Annotated in this window: 21 protein-coding genes; 11 read left to right on the top strand and 10 right to left on the bottom strand. The window is 74.0% G+C overall.

Annotated elements, in window-relative coordinates; genetic code table 11:
- Positions 1 to 3: 3 nt before the first annotated feature.
- Together A6A08_RS10375 and A6A08_RS10370 are read right to left on the bottom strand one after the other, a co-directional pair.
- On the bottom strand, positions 4 to 753 hold the full coding sequence (locus A6A08_RS10375; RefSeq protein ID WP_073702349.1) for a DUF2071 domain-containing protein: 750 nt from the start codon (positions 751 to 753) through the stop codon (positions 4 to 6).
- A gap of 148 nt (positions 754 to 901) precedes the next feature.
- On the bottom strand, positions 902 to 1,807 hold the full coding sequence (locus tag A6A08_RS10370; protein ID WP_073702348.1) for a manganese catalase family protein: 906 nt from the start codon (positions 1,805 to 1,807) through the stop codon (positions 902 to 904).
- A 203-nt stretch (positions 1,808 to 2,010) separates the two neighbouring features.
- On the opposite strand from A6A08_RS10370, the gene A6A08_RS10365 reads away from it, so the two are divergent.
- Entirely contained in the window at positions 2,011 to 3,054 is a 1,044-nt protein-coding gene (locus A6A08_RS10365; protein ID WP_073702347.1) for a sodium:calcium antiporter, read from the top strand.
- A gap of 24 nt (positions 3,055 to 3,078) precedes the next feature.
- Here the strand turns inward: A6A08_RS10365 and A6A08_RS10360 are convergent, their stop codons facing one another.
- The 3 genes from A6A08_RS10360 to A6A08_RS10350 form a co-directional block, all read right to left on the bottom strand.
- Positions 3,079 to 3,573 (bottom strand): metallophosphoesterase, encoded by a 495-nt coding sequence (locus A6A08_RS10360; protein WP_073702346.1) that lies wholly within the window; start codon positions 3,571 to 3,573, stop codon positions 3,079 to 3,081.
- Between the two features lie 204 nt (positions 3,574 to 3,777).
- On the bottom strand, positions 3,778 to 4,449 hold the full coding sequence (locus A6A08_RS10355) for a 1-acyl-sn-glycerol-3-phosphate acyltransferase (RefSeq protein ID WP_073702345.1): 672 nt from the start codon (positions 4,447 to 4,449) through the stop codon (positions 3,778 to 3,780).
- 193 nt (positions 4,450 to 4,642) lie between these two features.
- Positions 4,643 to 5,566: a serine/threonine dehydratase gene (locus A6A08_RS10350; RefSeq protein ID WP_073702344.1), complete on the bottom strand. Its 924-nt coding sequence runs from the start codon at positions 5,564 to 5,566 to the stop codon at positions 4,643 to 4,645.
- A gap of 101 nt (positions 5,567 to 5,667) precedes the next feature.
- On the opposite strand from A6A08_RS10350, the gene A6A08_RS10345 reads away from it, so the two are divergent.
- Complete coding sequence (locus A6A08_RS10345; protein WP_073702361.1) at positions 5,668 to 6,588, top strand: LysR family transcriptional regulator; 921 nt, start codon at positions 5,668 to 5,670, stop codon at positions 6,586 to 6,588.
- A gap of 66 nt (positions 6,589 to 6,654) precedes the next feature.
- Here A6A08_RS10345 and A6A08_RS10340 read toward each other — a convergent pair whose 3' ends face one another.
- Complete coding sequence (locus tag A6A08_RS10340; protein WP_073702343.1) at positions 6,655 to 7,287, bottom strand: trimeric intracellular cation channel family protein; 633 nt, start codon at positions 7,285 to 7,287, stop codon at positions 6,655 to 6,657.
- A 268-nt stretch (positions 7,288 to 7,555) separates the two neighbouring features.
- Between A6A08_RS10340 and A6A08_RS10335 the strand changes: the two genes are divergently transcribed.
- Positions 7,556 to 8,914, top strand: a complete 1,359-nt coding sequence (locus A6A08_RS10335; protein WP_073702342.1) for an NAD(P)/FAD-dependent oxidoreductase — start codon at positions 7,556 to 7,558, stop codon at positions 8,912 to 8,914.
- A 13-nt stretch (positions 8,915 to 8,927) separates the two neighbouring features.
- On the opposite strand, the gene A6A08_RS10330 is transcribed toward A6A08_RS10335, so the two are convergent.
- Complete coding sequence (locus A6A08_RS10330; RefSeq protein WP_073702341.1) at positions 8,928 to 9,782, bottom strand: siderophore-interacting protein; 855 nt, start codon at positions 9,780 to 9,782, stop codon at positions 8,928 to 8,930.
- Positions 9,783 to 9,847: 65 nt separating this feature from the next.
- A complete protein-coding gene (locus A6A08_RS10325; protein WP_073702340.1) occupies positions 9,848 to 10,882 on the bottom strand; it encodes an N-acetylglucosamine kinase in 1,035 nt (344 codons plus the stop codon).
- Positions 10,883 to 11,466: 584 nt separating this feature from the next.
- Between A6A08_RS10325 and A6A08_RS10320 the strand changes: the two genes are divergently transcribed.
- The 3 genes from A6A08_RS10320 (at position 11,467) to A6A08_RS10310 (ending at position 15,126) form a co-directional block, all read left to right on the top strand.
- On the top strand, positions 11,467 to 12,402 hold the full coding sequence (locus A6A08_RS10320) for a TauD/TfdA family dioxygenase (protein WP_073702339.1): 936 nt from the start codon (positions 11,467 to 11,469) through the stop codon (positions 12,400 to 12,402).
- Between the two features lie 129 nt (positions 12,403 to 12,531).
- Complete coding sequence (locus tag A6A08_RS10315; RefSeq protein WP_073702338.1) at positions 12,532 to 13,794, top strand: GNAT family N-acetyltransferase; 1,263 nt, start codon at positions 12,532 to 12,534, stop codon at positions 13,792 to 13,794.
- Between the two features lie 69 nt (positions 13,795 to 13,863).
- The gene (locus tag A6A08_RS10310; RefSeq protein ID WP_073702337.1) at positions 13,864 to 15,126 is read left to right on the top strand and encodes a GNAT family N-acetyltransferase; all 1,263 of its coding nucleotides are present in this window, start codon (positions 13,864 to 13,866) and stop codon (positions 15,124 to 15,126) included.
- Between the two features lie 50 nt (positions 15,127 to 15,176).
- On the opposite strand, the gene A6A08_RS10305 is transcribed toward A6A08_RS10310, so the two are convergent.
- Together A6A08_RS10305 and A6A08_RS10300 are read right to left on the bottom strand one after the other, a co-directional pair.
- On the bottom strand, positions 15,177 to 16,235 hold the full coding sequence (locus A6A08_RS10305; protein WP_073702360.1) for an aminotransferase class V-fold PLP-dependent enzyme: 1,059 nt from the start codon (positions 16,233 to 16,235) through the stop codon (positions 15,177 to 15,179).
- 163 nt (positions 16,236 to 16,398) lie between these two features.
- Positions 16,399 to 16,938, bottom strand: a complete 540-nt coding sequence (locus A6A08_RS10300) for a MarR family winged helix-turn-helix transcriptional regulator (protein ID WP_073702359.1) — start codon at positions 16,936 to 16,938, stop codon at positions 16,399 to 16,401.
- Positions 16,939 to 17,292: 354 nt separating this feature from the next.
- On the opposite strand from A6A08_RS10300, the gene A6A08_RS10295 reads away from it, so the two are divergent.
- The 5 genes from A6A08_RS10295 to fahA all read left to right on the top strand — a co-directional run bounded on the left by A6A08_RS10295 (position 17,293) and on the right by fahA (position 23,398).
- Complete coding sequence (locus A6A08_RS10295; protein WP_073702336.1) at positions 17,293 to 18,255, top strand: MBL fold metallo-hydrolase; 963 nt, start codon at positions 17,293 to 17,295, stop codon at positions 18,253 to 18,255.
- A 69-nt stretch (positions 18,256 to 18,324) separates the two neighbouring features.
- Positions 18,325 to 20,067, top strand: coding sequence for an FAD-dependent monooxygenase (locus tag A6A08_RS10290; protein WP_073702335.1), 1,743 nt, complete (start codon positions 18,325 to 18,327; stop codon positions 20,065 to 20,067).
- 36 nt (positions 20,068 to 20,103) lie between these two features.
- Positions 20,104 to 21,312: a homogentisate 1,2-dioxygenase gene (locus A6A08_RS10285; protein WP_073702334.1), complete on the top strand. Its 1,209-nt coding sequence runs from the start codon at positions 20,104 to 20,106 to the stop codon at positions 21,310 to 21,312.
- Positions 21,309 to 22,157 (top strand): hypothetical protein, encoded by an 849-nt coding sequence (locus tag A6A08_RS10280; protein ID WP_073702333.1) that lies wholly within the window; start codon positions 21,309 to 21,311, stop codon positions 22,155 to 22,157. The genes A6A08_RS10285 and A6A08_RS10280 overlap by 4 nt, the downstream gene beginning before the upstream one ends.
- Positions 22,158 to 22,183: 26 nt before the next feature.
- Positions 22,184 to 23,398 carry a fumarylacetoacetase gene (gene fahA, locus A6A08_RS10275; RefSeq protein ID WP_073702332.1) on the top strand — a complete coding sequence of 405 codons (1,215 nt, stop codon included), beginning with the start codon at positions 22,184 to 22,186 and terminating at the stop codon, positions 23,396 to 23,398.
- Positions 23,399 to 23,455 lie beyond the last annotated feature (57 nt).

The following is a 23,455-nucleotide window of genomic DNA, read 5'->3' as shown; positions in this document are numbered from 1 at the left end:
GGGTCAGGTGCGGGGTGCGGTCACCAGGGACGGGCACACGACGGTGTCCACGCCGGGTGACCACAGCACCGACACGGGTTCGCGGTCGCCGACGTGTACGCCCGCGGCCTGGAGCAGGTCGCCCTCATAGGCCCAGGAGTGCGCGCGGTACAGGGGCCAGGGCCGGTGCCGTACCCGGATCCACCAGGTGCGGCCCGCGTGGCGGGTGTGCAGGCCCCATCGTGCGGTGACGAAGTGCTCCAGCGGGCCGGGGCGGTCCAGGCGCTCGCCCACGGTGGCCCGCCAGCTGCCCCGGGCCCCGCCCCGGGGCAGCCGGCGGCGTACCGCGCCGGCGTGCGCGTCGCCCTCGGAGCGCAGGGAGACGTCCGACCACATGTAGGGCAGGCTCGTCAGGGCGCGCGCCGCCAGGACGTTGTGGGCCGAGTCGGCGTCCATGGACAGGAAGACCACGCCCCGGCGGCCGTACCCGTCCACCGAGTACAGGCGTACGTTCACCTCGCCGAATCCGCCGACCGGGATCCCGGCGGCCGTGGTTGAGGGGACGTGGAAGGCCACGAGTCCGACGTGTGCGGCCCCGTCCAGTACGTCGGGCCGGGTGTGCGGGGGCAGCAGCGGCGTGACCTGTTCGGGTGGGAGTGCCCAGTGTGTGAGGACCACCCCGCGCCAGTCCTGCCTGAGTAGTGGCGGTCCGGGCAGCGGAGGCGGGTCGGCGGGCGGCGGCCGCCGGTTCGCGTGTGTCGATGACTCCTGCACCGGCTTCTCCTTGCAGCGCTCGCGGGACGGTCCCGGCCGTCCGGGAACGGGACCACGCCCGGGGCGTCGGCCTGCCGGGCGTGGTCCGGCGGGACGCGTGTCCGCCCGTCCCTGGGGGCGGGCGCGCGTGCCCGGTCGTGCGGAGGGGCTATTCCAGGGTGTCCTTGAGCTTGCCCATGAAGCCCTCGCCCTTGGTGGCCTTGGACGGTCCCTTGGTCGAGCCCTCACCGCTGGGTTCGCCGTTGGTCCCGTACAGCTCGGGGTCCGCGGGCGGCGCGGAGGCCTTCCCGCCGAGCGGTTCGGGCTGGTCGAGGTAGCGCAGTTCGTGCCGCCCGTCGGGGGCGGGCCTGTTCGCCCAGCGGGCCTGGGCGGCGGCGGTGCCGTCGGACAGGCCCCAGATGGTGTTGGCGTGCTCCTGGTTCTCCTCGTCGAAGAGGGCGCTGGGAGCGACCTCGCCCTCCAGGCCGTCCTCCTGCAGCTCCTCGATGGCGGCCAGCCACATGTTCTGGTGGACGGTGTCCCGGGCCAGGTTGAACTGGAGCATCGCCTTGACGCCGGGGTCGTCGGTCATGTTGTACAGGCGCGCGGTCTGGAGACGGCCCTGGGCCTCGGCCGCGACGTTGGCGCGAAAGTCCGCCAGCAGGTTGCCGCTGGCCACGATGTACTTGCCGTTCCAAGGGGTGCCCGCGGAGTCGGCGGGTACGGCGCCGCCCCCGGCGACGATGGCCTGTTGGGGGTTCATACCGCCCACGATCGCCGCCACCACCGGGTCCTCGACGGCCTTGGCCACGGTGGTGGCCGGGGCGCCCTCCAGCAGGCGGGCCACCATGGTGGCGAGCATCTCGACGTGGCCGATCTCCTCGGTAGCCACGTCCATGATCAGGTCCTTGTACTTGCCCTCGATGCGGCAGTTCCAGCCCTGGAACAGGTACTGCATGGTGACGGTCATCTCGCCGAAGGCGCCGCCGATGAGCTCCTGGAGTTTCGCCGCGAAAAGCGCGTCGGGCGCCTCGGGCTTGGCCTCGAACTGCAGGTGTTTGGTGTGTCGGAACATGCTTTCGCCTCATCACTGGGGGATGTGGTCGCAACACGGACTGTTTTTGGGCCGCTACCCGGGCACCTGAGACGTATGCGCCCTTGGAGGAGAGTTTGTTCTCCGTCTACCGCGCCTGGGGCCGCGGGATAGCCGGACGGGTGCGGGGTAGGCGGTAGGGGTTGCCGGAAGGACCGAGGAACGTGTGAAGGAGCGAGGAAGAGATGCTGGAGGCGCTGTCCCCACCCTGGCCGCTGGGATGGAGTGCGGGGCTCTTCGTCCTGGTGGCCGTGGTGACGGTGGTGGCCAGCGTCAGGATGGCGGCGCTGGGCGACGTCCTGGCCGACCGCACCGGGTGGGGGGAGGCGGTCTTCGGCGCGGTCTTCTTCGGTCTGGCCACCTCCCTGTCGGGGATCGTGATGACGGCGGTCAGCGCCTCGGTGGACCATCCCGGGCTGGCCTACAGCAACGCCGTGGGGGGTATCGCCGCGCAGACGCTCGCGTTGGCGGTGGCCGACTTCTTCTACCGGCGCGCCAACCTGGAGCACGCCGCCGCCTCCTCGGCCAACCTGCTCTTCTGCTGCATGCTGATCGGTCTGCTGACGCTGGCGATGCTCACGGCCTTCGGCCCGGACGTGGTGCTCGTGGGTGTGCATCCGGCCTCGGTCGGGCTGGTCCTGTTCTACGCGGGCGGTCTCTGGCTGATCCAGAAGGAGCACAAGCATCCGATGTGGCGTGCCGTGCGCACCACCGAGACGGTGGTGGACGTCCCCGAGGACGGGGGAGGGGAGCGGGCCGGTGCGCGCACGAGCGTGCTGTGGGCGCGCTTCCTCGTGGTGGGCGCCGTCGTGGCCGTGGGCGGGTGGGCGCTGGCCCGGGCGGCAGCGACGATCGTGGAGGCCACGGGGCTCAACGCGGGTCTGGTGGGCGCGGTGGCGATGGGCGCGGTCAACGCCCTGCCCGAGACGGTCGCGGCGGTCGCGGCGGTCCGGAGAGGCGCGATGACGCTGGCCGTCGCCGCCGTCATCGGCGGCAACAGCCTGGACGTGCTCAACCTGGCCGTGGGCGACGCCTTCTACCGGCGGGGATCGCTGTTCCACGCCGCCACGGCGGACGAGTTGTTCCTGACGGCCGGGGCGCTGCTGATGACCGTGGTGCTGCTGGCCGGGCTCATCCTGCGCCAGGTGCGCGGCTGGGGCCGGATCGGCTTCGAGGGCGTGCTGCTGATCGTGGTCTACGCGGGGATCGTCGGAGTGCTCGCCTTCTGAGGGCGGGAGCGGCCCCGGGCCCCTTCAGCGCACCCGGTGCAGGTGGACGTCGTGTACCTGTGCGTCGCGCAGGGTCGCCGTCATGTAGGTGTGGTGGGGTTGGCGGCGCCGGTCCGTGGGCGAGCCGGGGTTGAGCAGTCGCAGTCCGGAGGGGGCGGTGGTGTCCCAGGGGATGTGCGAGTGCCCGAACACCAGCACGTCGTGGTCGGCGAAGCGTTCCTGGCAGCGTTTCTCGCGTCCCCGCGCGTCACCGGTCTCGTGGACGACGGCCAGGCGCACTCCTTCGAGGGTGGCGTGGGCGACCTCGGGCAGCCGTGCGCGCAGGTCGGGACCGTCGTTGTTGCCGTACACGCCGATCAGGTGCCCGGCCCGCTCCTGGAGGCGTTCCAGGCTGGCCAGGTCGCACCAGTCCCCGGCGTGGACCACGGTGTCGGCCCGTTCGACCTCCCGCCAGACCTGGTCGGGCAGGTCGCGCGCGCGGCGCGGGATGTGGGTGTCGGACAGGAGCAGCACACGCATGGTGCGCAGCCTAGTGGACTGACCGGATACGTTGCCGGTGTGCCTGGAGTGCTCCACCCCCGGACCATCTTGTACTTGTAGCGCACTTCGGCGCCCAACCTCGCTACAAGTACAAGATCGCGGCTCGTGGGGCGGGCCGGTGCACCTTCGCGGTCACCGCATCGAGGCGCGGCGGGCCCGGTTCTCGGGCAGCGGCGGCCGCGGTCACTCGTCGCCGCCGAAGGAGTTGTACTCCTTGGCCCGCTCCTGGCCGGACATGGCGTGGATGGCGTCCATGACGCGGTCGGTGATGACCCGCCGGGCCTTGCCGGGGGGCAGGTGGTCGTAGCCGGTGGAGAAGTCCATCGGTGTGCCGAAGCGGATGGTGAAGGGGCGCGGGCGCGGCATGGACGCGCCGACGGGCTGGACGTCCTGGGTGCCGGTCACGGCCACCGGCACGACGGGGGCCTTGGACTCCATGGCCAGGTGGGCCACGCCGGTGCGGCCCCGGTACAGGCGCCCGTCCCGGGAGCGGGTGCCCTCGGGGTAGATGACGCAGGCCTCGCCCTCGCGCAGCCGGTCCAGCATCGTCTCCAGGGACAGCATGGCGCCGCGTGCGTCGGCGCGCTGTACGGGCATGGCTCCCAGGGAGGAGAACACGGTCCTGGTGAGGCGTCCCTTGAGGCCGGTGCCCTCGAAGTAGTCGGACTTGGCCAGGAACCGCACCCGGCGCTGGGTCACCGACAGGGGGATGACCACGCTGTCCACGAACGACAGGTGGTTGCTGGCCAGCAGGACCGCGCCGGTTGCGGGGACGTTCTCACGGCCCTGGATGGTCGGGCGGCACAGGGTGCGGGCGAGCACCGATGCTGTTTGCCGCAACGCGCCGTAGAGCACGTGGTCTCCCTCACGGATGGTCGGATGCCGGAGTCCAATGTAAGGGCGACCGGTCGGTAACAACGGCGCGGGGAGGGGGGAGAGTGCCCCAGGTCACCGGGCGGGGGCCGGGTGGTGGGCCGGTGCCGTGCGCCCGCCGCCCGGGCGGCGGGCGCACGGCGGCCTGTCGGGGCTTGGGGAGTGCGCGGGCGGGTCAGTCGGCGCGCCGCCACTGGGCGTTGGCCCCGCACACCACCAGGCAGGGGCGCTCGCCCGGGACCCGGCCCGCCAGCCAGGCGGCGAAGGGCACGGCCGCGGCCGGTTCGGTGGCGATCCGGAACTCCTCCCACAGGCGGTCCTGGGCCTGGACGATCTCGGCGTCGCTGACCAGTACCGGGGTCACCGGGTGCTCGCGCAGCACCTCGAAGGGCACCTGGCCCAGGGCGGCGGCGCCCAGCGCGGAGGAGGCCACCGAGTCCACGGTGCCCTCCACGGGGTGACCCGCGGCCAGCGCGGCGTGCATGCTCTGGCAGCCCCGGGGTTCGGCGCCCACGACCCGGCGTCCCTGCGCGCCCAGGCGGACGCCGGCGGCGAGTCCGCCGCCGCCCACGGCGACGGCGATGGTGTCGCACTCGGGGGCGTCGGTGGCGATCTCCAGCCCGATCGTGCCCTGGCCGGCGACGACGAGGGGGTCGTCGAAGGCGTGCAGGTAGCGCACGCCCTCGGCCTCGGCGCGGGCCCGGGCGGCCTCGGCGGCCACCGCGTAGTGCTCGCCGACCCGGACGATCTCGGCTCCGGTGGCGGCCAGGGGCGCGGCCTTGGCCTCGGGGACGGTCTCGGGCACGTAGACCGTGGCGTGGACGCCGAGCACGCGGGCGGCGGTGGCCACTCCCAGGCCGTGGTTGCCGCCGGAGGCGGTGATCACCCGGTCGGTGTGCGGCCCGCCCAGGAGGGCGTTGAGGGCTCCGCGCAGTTTGAAGGCACCGGTGCGCTGCAGGTGCTCCAGTTTGAGCGTCAGCGGCCGTCCGTCGACCTCGGTGTGCAGTACCGGGGTGCGGCGGGCGTAGGGGGCGATGCGTTCGGCGGCGGCACGGACGTCGGTGGCCGTGGGCACAGCGTGCGCGGTCGTGGGGCTCATGTTTCCCACTGTGCCGCTACTGGTTATTAACTTAAAGTTGGGTCTGCTAAAGATCGTTAAGCAGAGCTTTGTGTCGGGTGTTGTTCGGGGGTGTGGTCGTGGTGTTGGACGCCAATCGGTTGCGCGTGCTCGTGGAGGTGGCGCACGCGGGGTCGATCGCGGCCGCGGCCCAGCGGCTCTCCTTCACCCCTCCGGCCCTGTCCCAGCAGCTCACCAAGCTGGAGCGCGAGGTGGGCTGCCGTCTGGTGGAACGGGGCCGTACCGGTGCCGTCCTGACCGCTGCGGGCCGGGTCCTGCTCGAACACGGTGAGCGGGTGCTGGGGGAGCTGCGCGAGGCCGAGACGGCCGTGCGCGCCTTCGCCGGCGCGGCCCCCGAGCGGTTGTCGCTGGGCGCCTTCGCCAGCGCGGGCAAGGTCCTGCTGCCGGCGACCCTGGCCGCGTTCGGCCACGAGCACCCCCAGGTGCGCCTGTCGCTGTCCGACATCGAGCCCCCCGGCGGGTACGACCTGGTCACCTCCGGTGAGCTGGACCTGCTGCTGACCCACCGCTACCCGGGCGTGCCCCTGCCCCGCGCGGGCGGGCTGCACCGCGAGCGCGTCCTGGTGGATCCGCTGCTGGTGGTCGCCCCCACCGGTCATCCGATCACCGACCGCGACCCGTCGCTGGCCGATCTGGCCGGGGAGGAGTGGATCTGCGGCGCGCCGGGCATCCACAACCGGGTCAGTCTGGACACGGCCGCCGCCGAGGCCGGGGTGCGCCTGGGGGTGGCCTACGAGACCCGTGACTACGAGGTGGCGCTGGCGCTCATCGAGGCCGGGGTGGGGGTGGCCCTCATTCCGCTCAGCATCCTGGGGTCGGCCCGCCGGGGCGGGTGGGTGAGCCGTCCGCTGCGCGACGCCCGTCTGGCCCGGGAGATCTACGCCGTGCACCGGCGCCGTCCGCCCGATCCGGTTCCGGCGATGGTCGCGATCCTGCGCGGTGTCGCGGCCCGGGCCCTGGAGCCGCGGGGCGGGGGCGGCTGAGGAGGGCGATGCCCGCCGGGCCGGGACCGCCCGTACCGGTGCCCGCCGGGCCCGTGCCGGGGCCTCTCACAGCGGCGGGGCGCCGGGCGGGCTGGGCGCGCTCCACCGGTACAGCAGTGCCAGCAGCCGCACGGTGAAGCACAGCAGGGCCCCCACCACGGCGATCCAGCCCCAGGTCAGGCCCACGGTGTAGGAGATGGCGACCAGGCCCGCGCCCAGCAGGGCCGGGGTGGCGTACAGGTGCGAGTTCGCGCTGAGCACGGTCGGTACGCGGTTGAGCAGGACGTCGCGGATGGTGCCGCCGCCCACGCCGGTGACGACGCCGAGCAGGGTGGCCTGCAGGGGGCCGAACCCCATCTCCAGGGCCTTGGTCGCGCCGATCACGGCGAACAGGCTCAGTCCGGCCGCGTCGAAGACGAGGATCGGCTTGGTCAGGTGGGTGAGCTGGCGGCTGAGGAAGAACGCGGTGGTCGCGCCCAGCAGGGCGGTGCAGATGTAGCGCCAGTCCTGGAAGGTGGCGGGGGTCACGCCGAGCAGCAGGTCGCGGATGACGCCGCCGCCCAGGGCGGTCACCATGCCCAGGGTCAGGACGCCGACGATGTCCACGCGCGCGGTGCGGACGGCGGTCAGCGACCCGTCGATGGCGAAGGCGAGGATGCCGATGAGGTCGAGGACGAGGATCAGGGTCTGGGTGGACATGCGTGTGTGCCGGGGAGGGCTTTCCTTCCGGGTCGGCTGGGACCGGTGCCGACCGACCATTCCACCACGTCCCGGGCGCGTCGGCCGCCCGTTGGCCCTGTGACGCGCCGCACGGCGGGGCGTGGGCGGGCCCGCGCGGCCCCTCGGCCGCCCCTCCCGGCGCCGTGGCGGTGGCCGGCCCGGGAGCGCGCGGCGGCGTGTCGGTTCCTTCCGCGCCCGTGGCGGGGACACCATCGTGGTGATCGGGACGCGGGCGGAGCGGGGGCGTATGGAACACGTGGACGCGGTCGTCATCGGCATGGGACCGGGCGGTGAGACCGTCGCGGGCAGGCTGCTCGCCGCGGGCAGGCGGGTGGCGGTGATCGAGCGCGAGCTCATCGGCGGCGAGTGCGGTTACTGGGCGTGCATCCCCACCAAGGTGCTGCTGCGTCCGCCGGAGGTGGGACAGGAGGCGGAGGGCGCCGCGGGGCTCTCCCGCCCGGAGCTGGAGTGGTCGGGGCTGCGCGCGTACCGGGACCGGATGATCCGCCACCTGGACGACTCCGCGCAGGCGCGGGGGTACCAGGACCAGGGCGCGCTGGTCCTGCGGGGGCCGGGGCGCCTGACCGGCCGCGACCCGTGGCGGATCGAGGTGGAGGGGACCGAGGTCACCGCCGACCACGTGGTCGTGGCCACCGGGTCCGAGGCCCTGCGCCCGCCGATCGAGGGGTTGGGGGACCTGGACACCTCGGTGGTGTGGACCAACCGGGAGGCCACCACCCTCACCGACGTCCCGGGGCGCGCGCTCGTGGTGGGCGGCAGCGCCGTGGGGGTGGAGCTGGGACAGTTCCTGGCCCGGATGGGTTCGAGAGTGACCGTGGTCCAGCGCGGCCCCCGCCTGGTGGACCGCGAGGAGCCCCGGCTGTGCGGGCTGGTCGGCGACCAGCTCGAACGCGACGGCATCACCGTGCGCCTGAACACGCAGGTCTCCTCGGTGGTGCGCGACGGCGGCGGGGTGCGGGCCGCCCTGGACGACGGCTCGCACGTGGACGCCGACGTGGTGGTGCTCGCCACCGGGCGGCGCCCACGCACCGGCGGCCTGGGGCTGGAGGAGGCCGGTGTGGAGCTGGACCGCTCCGCCCTGGTGGTGGACGAGCGCTGCCGGGCGGCGCCGGGGCTGTGGGGGGTCGGTGACGTCACCGGCCGGATGATGTTCACCCACGTGGCCAAGTACCAGGGGCGTGTGGTCGCCGACAACATCCTGGGCGGGGACCGCGGCGCCGACTACACCGCCGTGCCGCGCGTGGTCTTCTCCTACCCCGAGGTCGCCGGGGTGGGGATCACCGCGGGCCAGGCCCGGGAGCGGGGGATCGACACGGCCACCGCCGAGGTCGACCTGCCCGGGTCCCTGGCCCGGCCCTGGACCTATGACACCGACCCGCGCGGCACGCTGGGCCTGGTCGCCGACCGCGGGCGCGGGGTGCTGGTGGGGGCGTGGGCGTTCGCGCCCATGGCCGCGGAGTGGATCCACACCGCGGCGCTGGCGATCCGCACGGGCCTGACGGTCGAGGCGCTGGTCGACACGATCCCGCAGTTCCCCACGTTCAACGAGGCCTACCTCGTCGCCCTGGAGGAACTGGACCTGTGAGAGGGCGGGGCGGTCAGCCGTTCGCGGCCAGGGCCGCCTCCTCCTCGGCCTCCACGCCGCGGTTCCACTCGACCTTGGAGGCCTGCCAGCCGTCCTCGTCGCGGCCCAGGCGCCAGTAGCCCGACACCGACAGCTGCTCCTTGGGCAGGCCGTGTTCCACGCGCAGCAGGCGGCGCAGGTCGCGGACGAAGGCGGCCTCGCCGTGCACGAAGGCGTGGACGCGGCCCGGGGGGAAGTCCAACGCGCGCACGGCGGGGACCAGGAGCGAGCCGACGGTGCGGTCCCCGCGGTGCAGCCAGTGCACGTGCAGGCCCTCGCCCGCGCCGAGGTCCTGTTCCTCCTCGGGGCCCCCGACCTCGACGAACACGTGGGCGGTGGCGCCCGGGGAGAGGCGTTCCACGGCGGCGGCGATGGCGGGCAGGGCGCTCTCGTCCCCGGCCATCAGGTGCCAGTCGGCCTCGGGGTCGGGGGAGTAGCCGCCGCCGGGGCCCAGCAGGCGCAGCCGGTCGCCCGGCCTGGCGTTGGCCGCCCACACGCCGGCCAGGCCGGCGTCGCCGTGGTGGACGAAGTCGAGGGTGAGCCTTCGGGAGCCGGGGTCCCAGCCGCGCACGGTGTAGGTGCGCGTGACCGGCCACTCCTGGCGGGGGCGCTCGGCACGCAGGCGCTCCAGATCGAAGGGCTCGGGGTCGCCCGGCGAGGGCGGCGGGAAGAGCAGTTTGACGTAGCTGTCGGTGTGGTCGCCGGTGGCGAAGGCCGAGAGGCCCTCCCCTCCGAGTACGACCCGGATCATGTGCGGGGTGAGCCGCTCGACCGTCTCCACCCGCCCCGTGTGGACGGTCCTGGCGGGTCGTCCCTGCCGCTGAGCCACGGCGCCCCCTTCTGCCGAATTGAGTTAGGCGAACCTAAGTAAGGCATACCGTAGAGCACAGGGACCTACCGGGGCAAAACCTGCGTGGAGTGGTCGGTGTGGTCGCGGCCGTGGCCCCCATCAGACCGGGTGAACACCGCGTGCAGCCGGTGGTCGTCCTCGGGCGCCCCCGCCCGCAGGGCCGCCAGCCAGGCCGCCCCGCCCACCGTGCACCCGGCCATGGCGATCGCGGACCCGGCCGTGCCCATCTCCAGCTTGCGGACGAGCGCGCAACGCACCGGCTCCGACCCCGCCAGCACCCCGCCGGCCAGCACCACGGGCAGCCTCTCCCCGGGGGCGCGCACCTGGTGCACCGAGTGCGCCAGGTGCCCGGCGGCGGCCTCCACGATCACCTCGGCCGCCGGGTCGCCCAGCGCGTGGGCCTCACTGACCAGCGGCGCGAGTTCGGCGAGCGTGACCGGGGCGGCGGCGGTCAGGGTCCGGGCGAAGTTGCGGGCGTGCTCCTGGGGCAGGTGGTCGGGCCCGTCCTCCGGACGCTGGCCCGGGATGACCCGCTTGGCCACCGCGCGTGCCAGCGGACTGAGCGGACCGCCCCGGGACAGTTGCCGCGCCGTCTCCCGCGCGGCCTGGTGCCCGATCCAAAAGCCCGAGCCCTCGTCGCCGATCAGCCATCCCATCCCGTCCGCCGAGCGGGTCCGCCTGCGCTCGTCGATGCGGGTGGCGATGGCCCCGGTCCCGGCGATCAGTACCGCTCCGTGCGCGACCGGGGTCCCCGAGGCGAAGGCGACCTCGTCGTCGCCGGTGAAGACCCCCAGACCCGGGGGAAGACCCGCCAGGGCCAGGGCCCGCTCCATACGCGCGCGCACGTCCTCGTCACGCAGTGAGGACACCCCGGCCAGGCCGACCACGGCGGCGGCCACGGCACCGCGCGCGCCCGGTCCGGCCGCCTCCAGGGCGGCCCCGACCGCCTCGGCCAGGTGCTCGGCGGCCCTGTCGGCGCCGTGGGCGTTGGGGTTGGCTCCCCCGGCCCGGGCCCGGCCCACACGTTCCCCCGAGAGCGTGGTCACCAGCGCCCGGGTGGCGGTGCCCCCGGCGTCCACCCCCAGGACGAGTCTGGGCCGGCCGCCCGGCTGGTCGGATCGGGCCTGGAAGGAGGAGGTCGTAGGTGTCACAGGGAAGAGGTGCCCCGTGGCGCCGCGTGTTACTCGCCGAGACGGCCCGCGAGGGGCGTGTGCCCCGGCGCGCCTCCGCCCGCGTGCGCCGATCTCCCGCCGACCGCGGGTGTGTTGACAGGAGGGCGGCCGGTCCACCACCCTCACAGGTATGGACGCCCTCCCGTCTAACCGCCCGACCGCCCATCGGTCCGCACGGATCGACAGGGTGCGCCGCGGCACGCCGGGACTCATCCTGCGTCGCGGGCGCCTGGGCTCCCCTCCCCGCGGCTGAGCCGCGTCCTCCCCGCGGCGGCGTCTCCCGCCGCGTGTCCTCAACGCGCCCGCGGCCGCGCCGACCGGCGCCCCCCACGCCTGGACCCGCGCCCCCGAGCGCGTACCTGAGCGCGTACCGGCACGCCGTCGGCCGCGACCGGCGATCGGCGCGGCGGGCCCCGTACCGCGGCTCCCCCCGGAAGGTCCCCGACCGCCCGTTCCCGACCCCCGCCCATGCCCACAGGAAGGTACGCACCATGACCGTGACCATCGAGAACGCGTCGCAGGGCCTGCGTGACAGCGCGGCCGTCGACAACGCCCTCGTGGAGGGCCCGCGCACCCTGCGCCGCCTCGCCCCGGACCAGGAGTCCCGCCCCTACGAGCTGTTCGGGGTCCGCCCGCTCGGCCCCCTCATCGGCGCCGAGATCCAGGGCGTGGACCTGCGCGCGCACATCGACGAGGAGGTGCGCGCCGAACTCCACCGGGCGCTGCTGGAGTTCAAGGTGATCTTCTTCCGCGACCAGCCCATCGACTCCGCGCGCCAGCAGGAGATCGCCCGGATGTGGGGCGAGCTGGAGACCAACCCCTTCATCGACCAGGGGGAGGACGCCCACGTCGCCCGCTTCGCCAAGGGCGCGATGCCGCCCAGCTACGAGAACGTGTGGCACACCGACGTCACCTGGCGTGAGGCGCCCGCCATGGGCGCCGTCCTGAGGCTGGTGGAGGTTCCGCCGACGGGCGGCGACACCCTGTGGGCCGACATGGCCGCGGCCTACGACAACCTGCCCCGGGACGTCAAGGAGCGCATCGAGGGGCGCACCGCCGTCCACGACGTCATCCCCGGGTTCGCCCGCTTCCTCGACGAGGAGCGGCTCCTGGAGTGGCAGGACCGCTTCCCCCCGGTCGAGCACCCCGTCGTGCGCACGCACCCCGAGACCGGCCGCCGGACGCTGTTCGTCAACGTCTCCTTCACGACGCGGATCGTCGGCCTGGAGCGGGAGGAGAGCGACGAGATCCTGCGCTTCCTCTTCCAGCAGGCGCACGCGCCCGAGTACCAGGTGCGCTTCTCCTGGGAGCCGAACTCGATCGCGTTCTGGGACAACCGCGCCACACAGCACTACGCCGTGAACGACTACCACCCGCACCCGCGTGTGGCCGAGCGCGTCGCGATCGTCGGCGACCGCCCGTTCTAGAAGGCCCGGTGGCACCCGTTCCCCGCCTTCCCCGCCCCGCCGGACACCGGACCGTCCGTGTCCGGCGGGGCCCGGGCGCCGCCGGAAAAACACTGGCGCCGACGTCGGGGCGGCTGGGAGAGTCGTCCCATGACAGGTGCGCGACAGTACGGTTCCTCCCGCGACGACGCCTCCGTGTGGACCGTGCGCGGCGGGACGGAGCAGGAGCACCCCGAGGCCCTGAAGGTCTTCGCCGAGGCTCTCAACATCTCCGCCCAAAAGCTCCTGGACGGTGAACGCGACCATCCCATAACCGAGCACGACCGCACCCTGCTCGCCCTGGACGGCGACCGGATCGTGGGCACCGCCATGGCCCACGGCTTCGAGATGGCCATGCCGGGCGGGCCGCGTCCTGTGGCCGGTGTGACGGGTGTGGGCGTGTGGCCCACCCACCGCCGCCGGGGCGTGCTCAGCGCCCTCATGCGCCGCCAGCTCGCCGACATCCGCGCCCGGGGCGAGAACCTGGCCGTGCTGTGGGCCTCCGAGGGCGGAATCTACGGCCGGTTCGGCTACGGCGTGTCCTTCCGGGAGATGAGGGCGACCGTCCAGCGCGTCCACGCCCGCCTGCGTCCCGACGCGCCCCGCGACCCCTCACTCACCGTGGAGCTGACCGAACCCGCTGCGGCCCGGGAGGAGATGGAGCGGATGCACCGCCGGGCCCTGTCCGGGCGCGTGGGGCGGTTCGCCCGCACCTCCAACTTCTGGAGCCTGCTGCTCAAGGAGTCGGAACGCCCGGACGAGCGGTTGCTCGTGGCCCTGGTGCGCGGACCCGACGGGCCCCGCGGGTACGCACTGCACAGCCTCGTCAAACGCCGGGACGAGGATCTTCCCCAGGGGCAGGTCCTCGTGCGCGAGCTGGTCACCACCACCCCGGCCGCGCGGGTCGCCCTGTACCGATACCTCCTGGACCGCGACCTGGTAGCCGAGACGGTCTTCGAGAGCCTGCCCGAGGACGACGCCCTCACCACCCTGCTGGCCGATCCCGGGCGGCTGGCCAGGCACGGCTCCGACGGGCTGTGGCTGCGCCTGGTGGACGTTCCCGGAGCCCTGTCGGAGCGCCCCTACAGCCTTCCGGTGGACACCGTGCTGGAGGTCGCCGACCGGTTCGCGCCGTGGAACGCCGGGCGCTGGCGCCTGAGGGCCGACGCCGACGGCGCCCGGGTGGAGGCCGCCGACGCCGCCCCCGACCTCACCCTGGACGTGTCCCACCTGGGCGCCGCCTACCTGGGACGCGTCGCCCTGACGGCCTTCGTGGACGCGGGTTCGGCCACCGAGCACACCCCGGGTGCGGCCGCACGGCTGGACACCGCCCTGTACGCGCCGCGGGCGCCCTTCTGCGGCACCGGCTTCTGAGCAGAACGACACCGACACCGCACGCACCAGCCGTGGCCCGGGCCACGGCGCAATTGACAGGCTTGGAGAATGACGACCCATTCCAGTTCCCACCCCGAGTGGACCGTACGGGGCACCGACCGCGACGAGTACGTCGAGGTGATGCGCGTGGTCGGCGAGGCGCTGCTGTCCTCGGAGCCCCCGCAGGAGCGCGAGCGCTACCTGCGGCCCCTGCTGGACGCCGAGGGCTATGACCGCGTCCTGGTCGCCGTGGACGGCGGCGAGATCGTGGGAGCGGTCAACGACTTCGCCTTCGAGATGGCCATGCCGGGCGGGCCGCGTCCTGTGGCCGGTGTGACGGGTGTGGGTGTGTGGCCCACCCACCGCCGCCGGGGCGTGCTCAGCGCCCTCATGCGCCGCCAGCTCGCCGACATCCACGCGCGAGGGGAGCGCTACGCGGCCCTGTGGGCCTCCGAGGGCGCCATCTACGGCCGGTTCGGCTACGGCCCCGCGGCCACGGAGATGGAGACCGGCGTCCGCCAACCCCACGCGCGCCTGCGCGCCGACGCGCCCCGCGACCCCTCCCTGCGGATCCGCCTGGCCGACCCCGAGCAGGTGCGCCCGGACCTGGAACGGGTGCACCGCGAGGTCGCCGCCGTCCAGGTCGGCCAGTTCCAGCGCGCCGGACACTGGTGGGACCGGGTGCTGCGGGACCTGCCCGAGCAGCGCGGCGGCAGGGGGCCGCTGCGCGCGGTGGTGGCCGGCGGCCCCGACGGGCCGCTGGGGTACGCGCTCTACCACACCCGTAGCAGGTGGGAGCGGGACGGATCCCAGGGTGAGGTGTACGTCAAGGAGATCACCGCCACCGCCCCGGCCGCCTGGACCGCTCTGTACGAGCACCTGTTCAACCGCGACCTGACCAGCGAGGTCGTGTTCGACTCCCTGGCCGTGGACGACCCGCTGCACCACCTGCTCGTCGACAGGGGGCGGGCGGTGCCCACGCTCCACACGTCCCTGTGGGTGCGCCTGGTGGACGTGCCCGGGGCCCTGTCCGAGCGCTCCTACGCCGGGCCCGTCGAGGCGGTCCTGGAGGTCACCGACCGGTTCGCGCCGTGGAACGCCGGGCGCTGGCACCTGAGGGCCGGCACCGGCGGCGCCCGGGTGGAGGCCACCGACGCCGCCCCCGACGTCAGCCTGGACGTGTCCCACCTGGGCGCCGCCCACCTGGGCCAGACGTCGCTGGAGGGCTACCTGCGCGCGGGGTTGCTCACCGAGCACACCCCCGGCGCGGTGGAGCGCCTCGACACCGCGCTGCACCGCTCCCGGGCGCCGTTCTGCGGCCTGGTCTTCTGACACGGCGACCGGTCCCGCGCGCCGCGGCGCGCGGGACCGGAACCGCCTCCTCAGCCCTTCAGCGCCTTGACCAGGCGGTCCACGTCGGACTCGTCGTTGTACAGGTGGAAGGCCGCCCGCATCCGCCCGTCGCGGACGGCGGTGACGATCCCCGCCCGGGCCGCGCGCTCCTTGGCGTCCTCGGACACGGGCAGGGACACGATCGCCGACCCGGCCGGTTCCATGTCCATGGCCTCGCGGAAGCGGTCGCCCAGGGCGGCGTCGTGCTCGCCGACCGTCTCGACGCCCACCTCCTCCAGCAGGGCCAGGGACTCCTCCAGGCAGATCCAGGCCGACCACACCGGCGGCAGGTCCAGGCGGCGGGCCTGGTCGGCGAGCCGCAGCGGCCCCCCGTACAGCGAGTCCCACCGGTCGCCGCCCGCGTACCAGTTCGCGGCCTGGGGTCCGAGTGCGGACAGGGCCTCGGTGGTGCCGGTCAGCAGGGCGGCCCCGCGTGTGCCCAGCAGCCACTTGAAGGTGGAGCACACCGTGTAGTCGATCCGGTCCGCGTCCAGCGGCAGCCATCCGGCGGACTGGGTGGTGTCCACCAGGAGCCGTGCGCCGTGGTCGGCGCAGGCCCGGGTGAGGTCCCGCAGCGGGGCGAGGGCGCCGTCGATGGACTGCACGGCGGAGACGGCCACCAGCGCGGTGCCGGGGCCGACCTCCTCGGGCAGGTGTGCCAGGGGGACCTCGCGCACCCGCACGCCGTCCTTCTGGCGGGCCAGGAACGGGAAGGTCACGGAGGTGAACTCCTCGCGCGCGAGCAGCACCTCCGAGCCCGGGGCCAGGCCGGCGGCCACCGTGCCGACGAGCTGGGCGACGTGGCTGCCGATGGCCACGCGGTCGGCGGACACACCGGCCATGCGGGCGTAGGCGGCGCGGACCCCCTCGATACGGGGGTCGGTGTCGGCGGGGGAGAACCGGCCGGAGGCCACCTCGTGGGTGTGCCGTTCCAGGGCCCGCAGTGCCCGGTGGGGTGTCAGGCCGTGCGTGGCGGTGTTGAGGTAGGTGTTCGCGGCGGAGAACTGCTGCCCGGCGGAGCGCAGGCGGGCGCGGTCGGAGTCGTCCATGCCCTTGATGCTCACAGCGGGGAGGGCGCCGCTCAAGGTCCATTCCGGCTCCGGGCGGACTGTGTTCTCCGGGTGCGCCGGGGCGTGCCGGGGCCGGCGGGTCGCGCCGGGACGGCGGCGCACGGGTGCCGGCCCTGCCCGTGGCCTGGGGGCCTCGGGGGTTTCAGCTGCGGAACTTGGCCTTGGCGTCGGTGGAGCCCGCCATGAGCTTGTTGAGCAGGCGTACGAGTTCCTGGCGCTCGTCGGGTTCGAGTGCCTCGGCCCAGGCGCTCTCGCGGCGGTTGTGCGCGCGGAAGCCGCCGAGGATCGCTCCGTATCCGGCCTCGGTGAGGCTGAGCTGGAGGGCGCGCCGGTCGTGGACGGCGCGCTCGCGCACGATGAGCCCGTCGCGTTCGAGGGTGTTGAGCAGCGCGGACAGCGCGGCACGGCTCATGCCGGAGATCTCGGCGGTGGTCTTGGCCTCCATGGGCCCGGCCAGCCACAGCGCGAAGATCACCCTGAACCCGGGCCAGGTGAGCCCGCGCGGGCGGTGCACGGAGGACTCCAGGTCGTAGATGACCATGCTCGTGGCCCGGTTGAGCGTCAGGACCATGCGCATGGCGTCGGTGTTGACGGAGGGCAGTTCCTGTTCGGCCTTCCGTACCGCGTAGTCCACGAATGACCAGAAGGTGAGATCGCCTGGGGGAGAGGTGTCATGGGTCACGGCGACCACCCTAGTGCCTGGAGTACGGGCGCTGTTTACCGCGTTTTTCCTCCCCGGCGCCCGTGTGAGGCGGTTATGGCGTGATGTGGGTGTTCTGCGAATGGGCGCATCCGTCGGAGGCGGCGGGTTATGGGACCGGTGCGCGCTCGCGGGGAGGGTGCGACGGACCGGTGAGCCGCAGGTGGCGGCCCCCGGGCGGGTGAAGAGTAGCCTTGGTGTGTGATCTGTATCACGCGCCAGTCGGGCTCACGCCTCTTGGTGCTGTGGCCTGGGGCACGTTATGGTCATAATCATCAAACCTTTGATCAATTGGGCGGCAAGCGCCGCCCGGAGCGAGTGAAGGGTCCTTCGACCATGGCAGCCAAGCCGTTCGCCTCATCCGCCGACACCGAGGCCAAGCAGCAGACCCTGGAGGTCCTGGCCGACGGGGTCTACGCCCTCACCGCCGAAGGCGACCCCAACGTGGGCGCCATCGAGGGCGAGGACTTCCTCGTGGCCTTCGAGGCCCTGGCCACCCCCGCCGCCGCGCGCGACTGGCTCGCCCTGCTGCGCCAGCACACCGACAAGCCCGTCCGCTACCTGGTGCTCTCGCACTACCACGCGGTCCGCGTCCTGGGCGCCAGCGCCTTCGACGCCGAGATCATCCTCACCCACGAGAAGACCCACGAACTCATCCGCGAGCGCGGCAAGGAGGACTGGGCCAGCGAGTTCGGCCGCATGCCCCGCCTGGCCAAGGACGCCGACTCCGTGCCCGGCCTGACCTGGCCCACCCAGACCTTCGCCGACCGCACCACCATCGACCTGGGCGGAGACCGCGGCGAGCTGGTCCTGCAGTACTTCGGCCGCGGCCACACCGAGGGCGACGTCGTCGCCTGGCTGCCCAAGCACAGGATCCTCTTCGCCGGCGACCTCGTCGAGGCCCAGGCCGCCCTCTACACCGGCGACGCCTTCCACCACGACTGGGCCGGGGGCACCCTGGACGGCGTCAAGGCCCTGGGCGCGGAGATGCTCGTCGGCGGGCGCGGCGCCGTCAGCCGCGGCCGCGAGGAGGTCGACGCCGCCATCGAGCAGACCCGCAACTTCCTCAAGGTCATGATCGCCGAGGTCGGCGCGGTCCACGGCCGCGGCGGCACCCTCAAGGAGGCCTTCGAGGCCACCCACGCCGCCCTGGTCGGCGACTACGGCCACTGGCCCATCTTCGAGCACTGCCTGCCCTTCGACGTCTCCCGCCTGTGGGACGAGTTCTCCGGCATCGAGCGCCCCGTCGTCTGGACCGCCGAGCGCGACCGGCAGGTCTGGGACCAGCTCCAGGGCTGAGGGCCCGCCCACCCCCTCCTTCTCCCGTCAGCGCCCACGCGGGGCGCCCACGCCGAACGGAGCCACCACATGCGACCCCCTGCTCCACGCACCCCCGCCGACCCCGCCGCCGAGCCCGTCCTGGTGCTCGGTGCGGGGCCGGTCGGCCAGACCGCGGCCCTGCTACTGGCCCGGCGCGGAGTCCCCGTGCTGGTCGTGGACGGGCGCCCCGAGCGCGACGCCGTCGGGTCCAAGGCCATCTGCCAGCAGCGCGACGTGCTCGACGTCTGGGACTGGCTGGGCGCCGGGACCATCGCGAGGGAGGGCCTGACCTGGGACACCGCGCGCACCTTCTACCGCGGGCGCGAGCTGTTCAGCGTCCACCTGGCCGACCCGGCGGCCTCGTCCCTGCCCCCGTTCGTCAACATCTCCCAGTCCCGCACCGAGGAGGTCCTGGACGAGCGCATGGCCGAGGCGGGCGTGCAGGTCCTGTGGAACCACCGGGTCGCCGGCATCGCCCAGGACGAGGACGGCGTCACCGTGGAGTGCCACACCCCCCGGGGGCCGGTGAGCCTGCGCGGCTCCCACGCCCTGTCGTGCCTGGGCGCCCACGGCGGTGTGGTCCGCGAGGCCCTGGGACTGGCCTTCGACGGCACCACCTTCGACGACCGCTTCCTCATCTGCGACATCCGGGCCGACCTCGACGGCTGGGAGCGCGAGCGCCGCTTCTACTTCGATCCCGAGTGGAACCCCGGACGCCAGGTGCTCATCCACCCCTGCCCCGACTCGGTCTACCGCATCGACTGGCAGGTCCCCGCCGACTTCGACCTGGCGGCCGAGGAGGCCAGCGGCCGCCTGGACGCCCGCATCCGCCAGATCATCGGCGAGCGGCCCTACGAGATCGTCTGGCACTCGGTCTACCGGTTCCACACCCGCGTGGCCGAGCGCATGCGCGCGGGCCGCGTCCTGCTGCTCGGCGACAACGCCCACCTGGTCGCCCCCTTCGGCGCCCGCGGACTCAACTCCGGGGTCCAGGACGCCGAGAACGCCGCGTGGAAGCTCGCCTACGTCCTGGCCGGGTGGGCGGGCGAGGAGCTGCTGGAGAGCTACCACGACGAGCGCCACGCCGCGGCCCTGGAGAACGCCGACGTCACCAGCGCCACCATGCGCTTCCTGGTCCCCCACGACGAGGAGGCCCACCGCACCCGCGTCACCGTGCTCGAACAGGCGCTGACCGAGGAGGCGGCCCGCGCCAGGGTCGACTCCGGGCGCCTGGCCGAACCGTTCTGGTACACCGACTCGGCCCTGACCACCCCCTGCCCCGAACGCCCCTTCGGCGGACGGCCCCCGCGCGGACAGGTCCCCGACCCCTGCCCCGGGGTGATCCTGCCCGACGCCCCCGTGAGCCTGCCCGGCGAGGACGCGCCCACCCGCATCCGCCCGCTGCTGCGCGAGGGCCTGACCCTGCTGGCGGGTCCCGCCCCCGAGGGCCGCGAGCCCGGCGCGTTCCTGGAGGGCGTGCTCACCGCCGCCCGCGAGGCCACCCAGGCCCCCGTCAACGCCCTGTACCTGGACGCGATCGACACCACCGGCGCGCTCACCAAGGCCCTGGAACCCGCACCGGGCCAGGTGTGGCTGGTGCGCCCCGACGCCCACGTGGCCGCGGTCGTCGCGGGCGGGGCCGCCGCCGTGCGCGCGGCGGTGCGCGCCGCGCTGGGGTTCACCCCCCGCCTCCCCGCGTCCGCCGAGGGGGTCGGCCGACCGGCGGGGACCGCCGCCGAGGACACCCCCGGCACCGGCCCGCGCGGTGACGAGCCCGCCCCGGCCGCCTGACCCGGATCCACCCGACACGGAAGGGAGAACACCGCCATGGCCTACTACCGCCAGGTCGGCGAGGTGCCCCGCACCCGCCACACCCAGCACCGCACCCCCGAGGGCGGCCTGTACTACGAGGAGCTGATGGGGGAGGAGGGCTTCTCCGCCGACTCCTCGCTGCTCTACCACCGGGCCATCCCCTCGGCCATCGTCGACGCCGCCGAGTGGGAGGTCCCCGACCAGGCCCGCACCCGCAACGCGCCGATGGTGCCCCGCCACCTGAGGCTGCACGACCTCTTCTCCGACCAGGAGTGGAAGGCCGCCGACGTCGTGGAGTCGCGCCGCCTGGTCCTGGGCAACGACGACGTGCGCATCTCCTACGTCGTGGCCGGTGCTCCCTCGGAGCTGTACCGCAACGGCATCGGCGACGAGTGCGTGTACGTGGAGTCGGGCACCGCCCGCGTGGAGACCGTCTTCGGCCTGCTGGAGGTCGGACGGGGCGACTACGTCGTCCTGCCCCGGGCCACCACCCACCGCTGGGTGCCCACCGGGGAGGAGCCGCTGCGCGCCTACGTGGTGGAGGCCAACAGCCACATCGCCCCGCCCAAGCGCTACCTGTCCCGGTACGGGCAGTTCCTGGAGCACTCCCCCTACTGCGAACGCGACCTGCGCGGCCCCTCCGAGCCGCTGCTGGCCGAGGGCGAGAACGTCGACGTGCTCATCAAGCACCGCGGCGACGGCCCCGGCGGTATCTCCGGCACCCGCTACACCTATCCCGCGCATCCCTTCGACGTCGTGGGCTGGGACGGGTGCCTGTACCCCTACGCCTTCAACATCGACGACTTCCAGCCCATCACCGGGCGCGTCCACCAGCCGCCGCCCGTCCACCAGGTGTTCGAGGGCCACAACTTCGTCATCTGCAACTTCGTGCCGCGCAAGGTGGACTACCATCCCGGCGCGATCCCGGTGCCCTACTACCACTCCAACGTCGACTCCGACGAGGTCATGTTCTACTGCGGCGGCGACTACGAGGCCCGCAAGGGCTCGGGGATCGGCCAGGGGTCCATCTCCCTGCACCCGGGCGGCCACTCCCACGGGCCCCAGCCCGGAGCCTACGAGCGCAGCATCGGCGCCGAGGCCTTCGACGAGCTCGCCGTCATGGTGGACACCTTCCGTCCGCTGGACCTGGGCGAGGGCGGCCTGGCCGCCGACGACGGCGTCTACGCCTGGAGCTGGGCCGGCGGCCGGAGGGAGCGGCGGTGAGCGCGGCACTGTACCGCGGGCTCTTCGACGACGCGGCGCTCTTCCCGCCCGGCAACGCGCCCATGGGCGGGGCGCTGCCCGCCCACCGCGCCCACCGGGCGGGCCCGCGCGCCGAGTACGTCGGACCGTTCCTGGTCTCCGACGCCCGCGTGGGTGAGCTGCGCGCCGTCCTGGCCCGGGAGGAGGGCGCGCCCGAACCGCTCGCCGTCGCGGTCACCGTCCCCGGCGGCGCGGACGGTGTGGCGCCCGCCGTGGAGTCCGTCCTGGCCGATCCGGCGCTGCGGCTGGCCGGGGTGGAGGCCGCCGCGGAGCCCGGCGCGGCCGCCGCCGTGGCTGAGCGGCTCCGCGCCCACCTGCCCGAGGGGGCGGAGGGGTTCGTGGAGGTCTCCCGCCGGGGCCGGGTGCGCGCGGACCTGGAGGCGCTGGCGGGCACCGGCCACAGCGCCAAGTTCCGCACCGGCGGGCTCACCCACGAGGCCCACCCCGACGAGGAGGAGCTGGCCGCGTTCCTGCACGCGGCGGTGGATCTGGAGCTGCCCTTCAAGTGCACGGCCGGCCTGCACCACGCCGTGCGCCACACCACCGCCGAGGGCTTCGAGCAGCACGGGTTCCTCAACGTGCTGCTGGCCACCGCCGCCCTGCTCGACGGTGCCGCCGAGCGGGAGGCCGCCCACGTCCTGGCCGACCGCGACGGCTCCCGACTGGCCGCGCTCGCCGCCAAGCTCACCGAAGCCGAGGCCGAGCGGGTGCGCCGCAGCTTCCGCTCCTTCGGCACGTGCAGCGTCACCGACCCCCTGGAGGACCTCGTCGTCCTGGGGGCGCTGCCCGCATCCCGTACCCGCTGACCGCCCACTCTCAGAAAGCGAACGCCATGCCCGACAGCTGGCTCGACCTCGCACCGGACGCGCAGTTCGGCCTGGCCACCCTGCCCTACGGGGTGTTCGGCACCGACGCCGACCCCGCCCCGCGCACGGGTGTGGCCGTGGGCGAGTACGTCCTGGACCTGGGCGCCGCGGCCCGCGCCCTGGACGCGCCCTTCGCCGAGACCGTCTCCGGCCCGAACCTGGACGGCCTCCTGGCCGCCGGGCGCCCGGTGTGGGACGAGGTCCGCGCGGCCCTGACCTCGTGGCTGACCGACCCGGCCCACGAAACCGCGGTGCGCCCCCACCTGGTGGACCGCTCCACGGTCCGGCTGCACCTGCCCTTCACCGTGGCCGACTACGTGGACTTCTACGCCTCGGAGCACCACGCCACCAACGTGGGCCGCATCTTCCGCCCCGAGCAGGAGCCCCTCACCCCGAACTGGAAGCACCTGCCCATCGGCTACCACGGCCGCTCGGGCACCGTCGTGGTCTCGGGCACCGACATCGTGCGCCCCACCGGCCAGCGCAAGCCGCCCACGGAGCCCGCGCCGGTCTTCGGGCCCTCGGTCCGCCTGGACATCGAGGCCGAGGTCGGTTTCGTCGTCGGGACGCCCAGCGCGATGGGCGAGCGCGTGGAGGTGGACGACTTCGCCGACCACGTCTTCGGGGTGTTCCTGCTCAACGACTGGTCCTCCCGCGACCTGCAGGCCTGGGAGTACGTGCCGCTCGGCCCGTTCCTGGGCAAGTCCTTCGCCACGTCCGTGTCGCCGTGGATCGTGCCGGTCTCCGCCCTGGAGGCCGCCCGGGTGGAGCAGCCCGCCCAGGACCCCGAGCCGATGCCCTACCTCCAGGGGTCCCGGCCCTGGGGGCTGGACCTGCGCCTTGAGGTCAGGCTGAACGGGCACGTGGTGTCGAACCCGCCCTTCGCCCAGATGTACTGGACCGCGGCCCAGCAGCTCGCGCACATGACGGTCAACGGGGCGTCCCTGCGCACCGGGGACGTGTACGCCTCCGGTACGGTCAGCGGCCCCGAGCCCGGTCAGCGCGGCTGCCTGCTGGAGCTGACCTGGAGCGGCAAGGAGCCGCTGCGCCTGCCCGACGGCACCGAGCGCGCCTTCCTGGAGGACGGCGACGAGGTGACGATCACCGCCACCGCCCCGGGGCCGGACGGGACCAGGGTCGACTTCGGCGAGGTCACCGGCAGGATCCTCCCGGCCCGGTAGCCGGAGTGCGCTCCCCGGCCCGGCCGCGATCCGCCGCAGGCGGGCGCGGCCGGGTCC

The organism is Nocardiopsis sp. TSRI0078, assembly GCF_001905145.1.
Lineage (GTDB): Bacteria > Actinomycetota > Actinomycetes > Streptosporangiales > Streptosporangiaceae > Nocardiopsis.
This window is presented reverse-complemented; position numbering and strand designations above follow the sequence as displayed.

Excerpts from the sequence above, each read along its gene's own strand:
- A6A08_RS10320 (WP_073702339.1), top strand. The coding sequence starts at position 11,467 with ATGACCGTGACCATCGAGAACGCGTCGCAGGGCCTGCGTGACAGCGCG.
- A6A08_RS10365 (WP_073702347.1), top strand. The coding sequence starts at position 2,011 with ATGCTGGAGGCGCTGTCCCCACCCTGGCCGCTGGGATGGAGTGCGGGG.
- fahA (WP_073702332.1), top strand. The coding sequence starts at position 22,184 with ATGCCCGACAGCTGGCTCGACCTCGCACCGGACGCGCAGTTCGGCCTG.
- A6A08_RS10285 (WP_073702334.1), top strand. The coding sequence starts at position 20,104 with ATGGCCTACTACCGCCAGGTCGGCGAGGTGCCCCGCACCCGCCACACC.
- A6A08_RS10340 (WP_073702343.1), bottom strand. The coding sequence starts at position 7,287 with ATGTCCACCCAGACCCTGATCCTCGTCCTCGACCTCATCGGCATCCTC.
- A6A08_RS10305 (WP_073702360.1), bottom strand. The coding sequence starts at position 16,235 with ATGGACGACTCCGACCGCGCCCGCCTGCGCTCCGCCGGGCAGCAGTTC.
- A6A08_RS10315 (WP_073702338.1), top strand. The coding sequence starts at position 12,532 with ATGACAGGTGCGCGACAGTACGGTTCCTCCCGCGACGACGCCTCCGTG.
- A6A08_RS10290 (WP_073702335.1), top strand. The coding sequence starts at position 18,325 with ATGCGACCCCCTGCTCCACGCACCCCCGCCGACCCCGCCGCCGAGCCC.
- A6A08_RS10295 (WP_073702336.1), top strand. The coding sequence starts at position 17,293 with ATGGCAGCCAAGCCGTTCGCCTCATCCGCCGACACCGAGGCCAAGCAG.
- A6A08_RS10310 (WP_073702337.1), top strand. The coding sequence starts at position 13,864 with ATGACGACCCATTCCAGTTCCCACCCCGAGTGGACCGTACGGGGCACC.
- A6A08_RS10335 (WP_073702342.1), top strand. The coding sequence starts at position 7,556 with ATGGAACACGTGGACGCGGTCGTCATCGGCATGGGACCGGGCGGTGAG.
- A6A08_RS10360 (WP_073702346.1), bottom strand. The coding sequence starts at position 3,573 with ATGCGTGTGCTGCTCCTGTCCGACACCCACATCCCGCGCCGCGCGCGC.
- A6A08_RS10350 (WP_073702344.1), bottom strand. The coding sequence starts at position 5,566 with ATGAGCCCCACGACCGCGCACGCTGTGCCCACGGCCACCGACGTCCGT.
- A6A08_RS10370 (WP_073702348.1), bottom strand. The coding sequence starts at position 1,807 with ATGTTCCGACACACCAAACACCTGCAGTTCGAGGCCAAGCCCGAGGCG.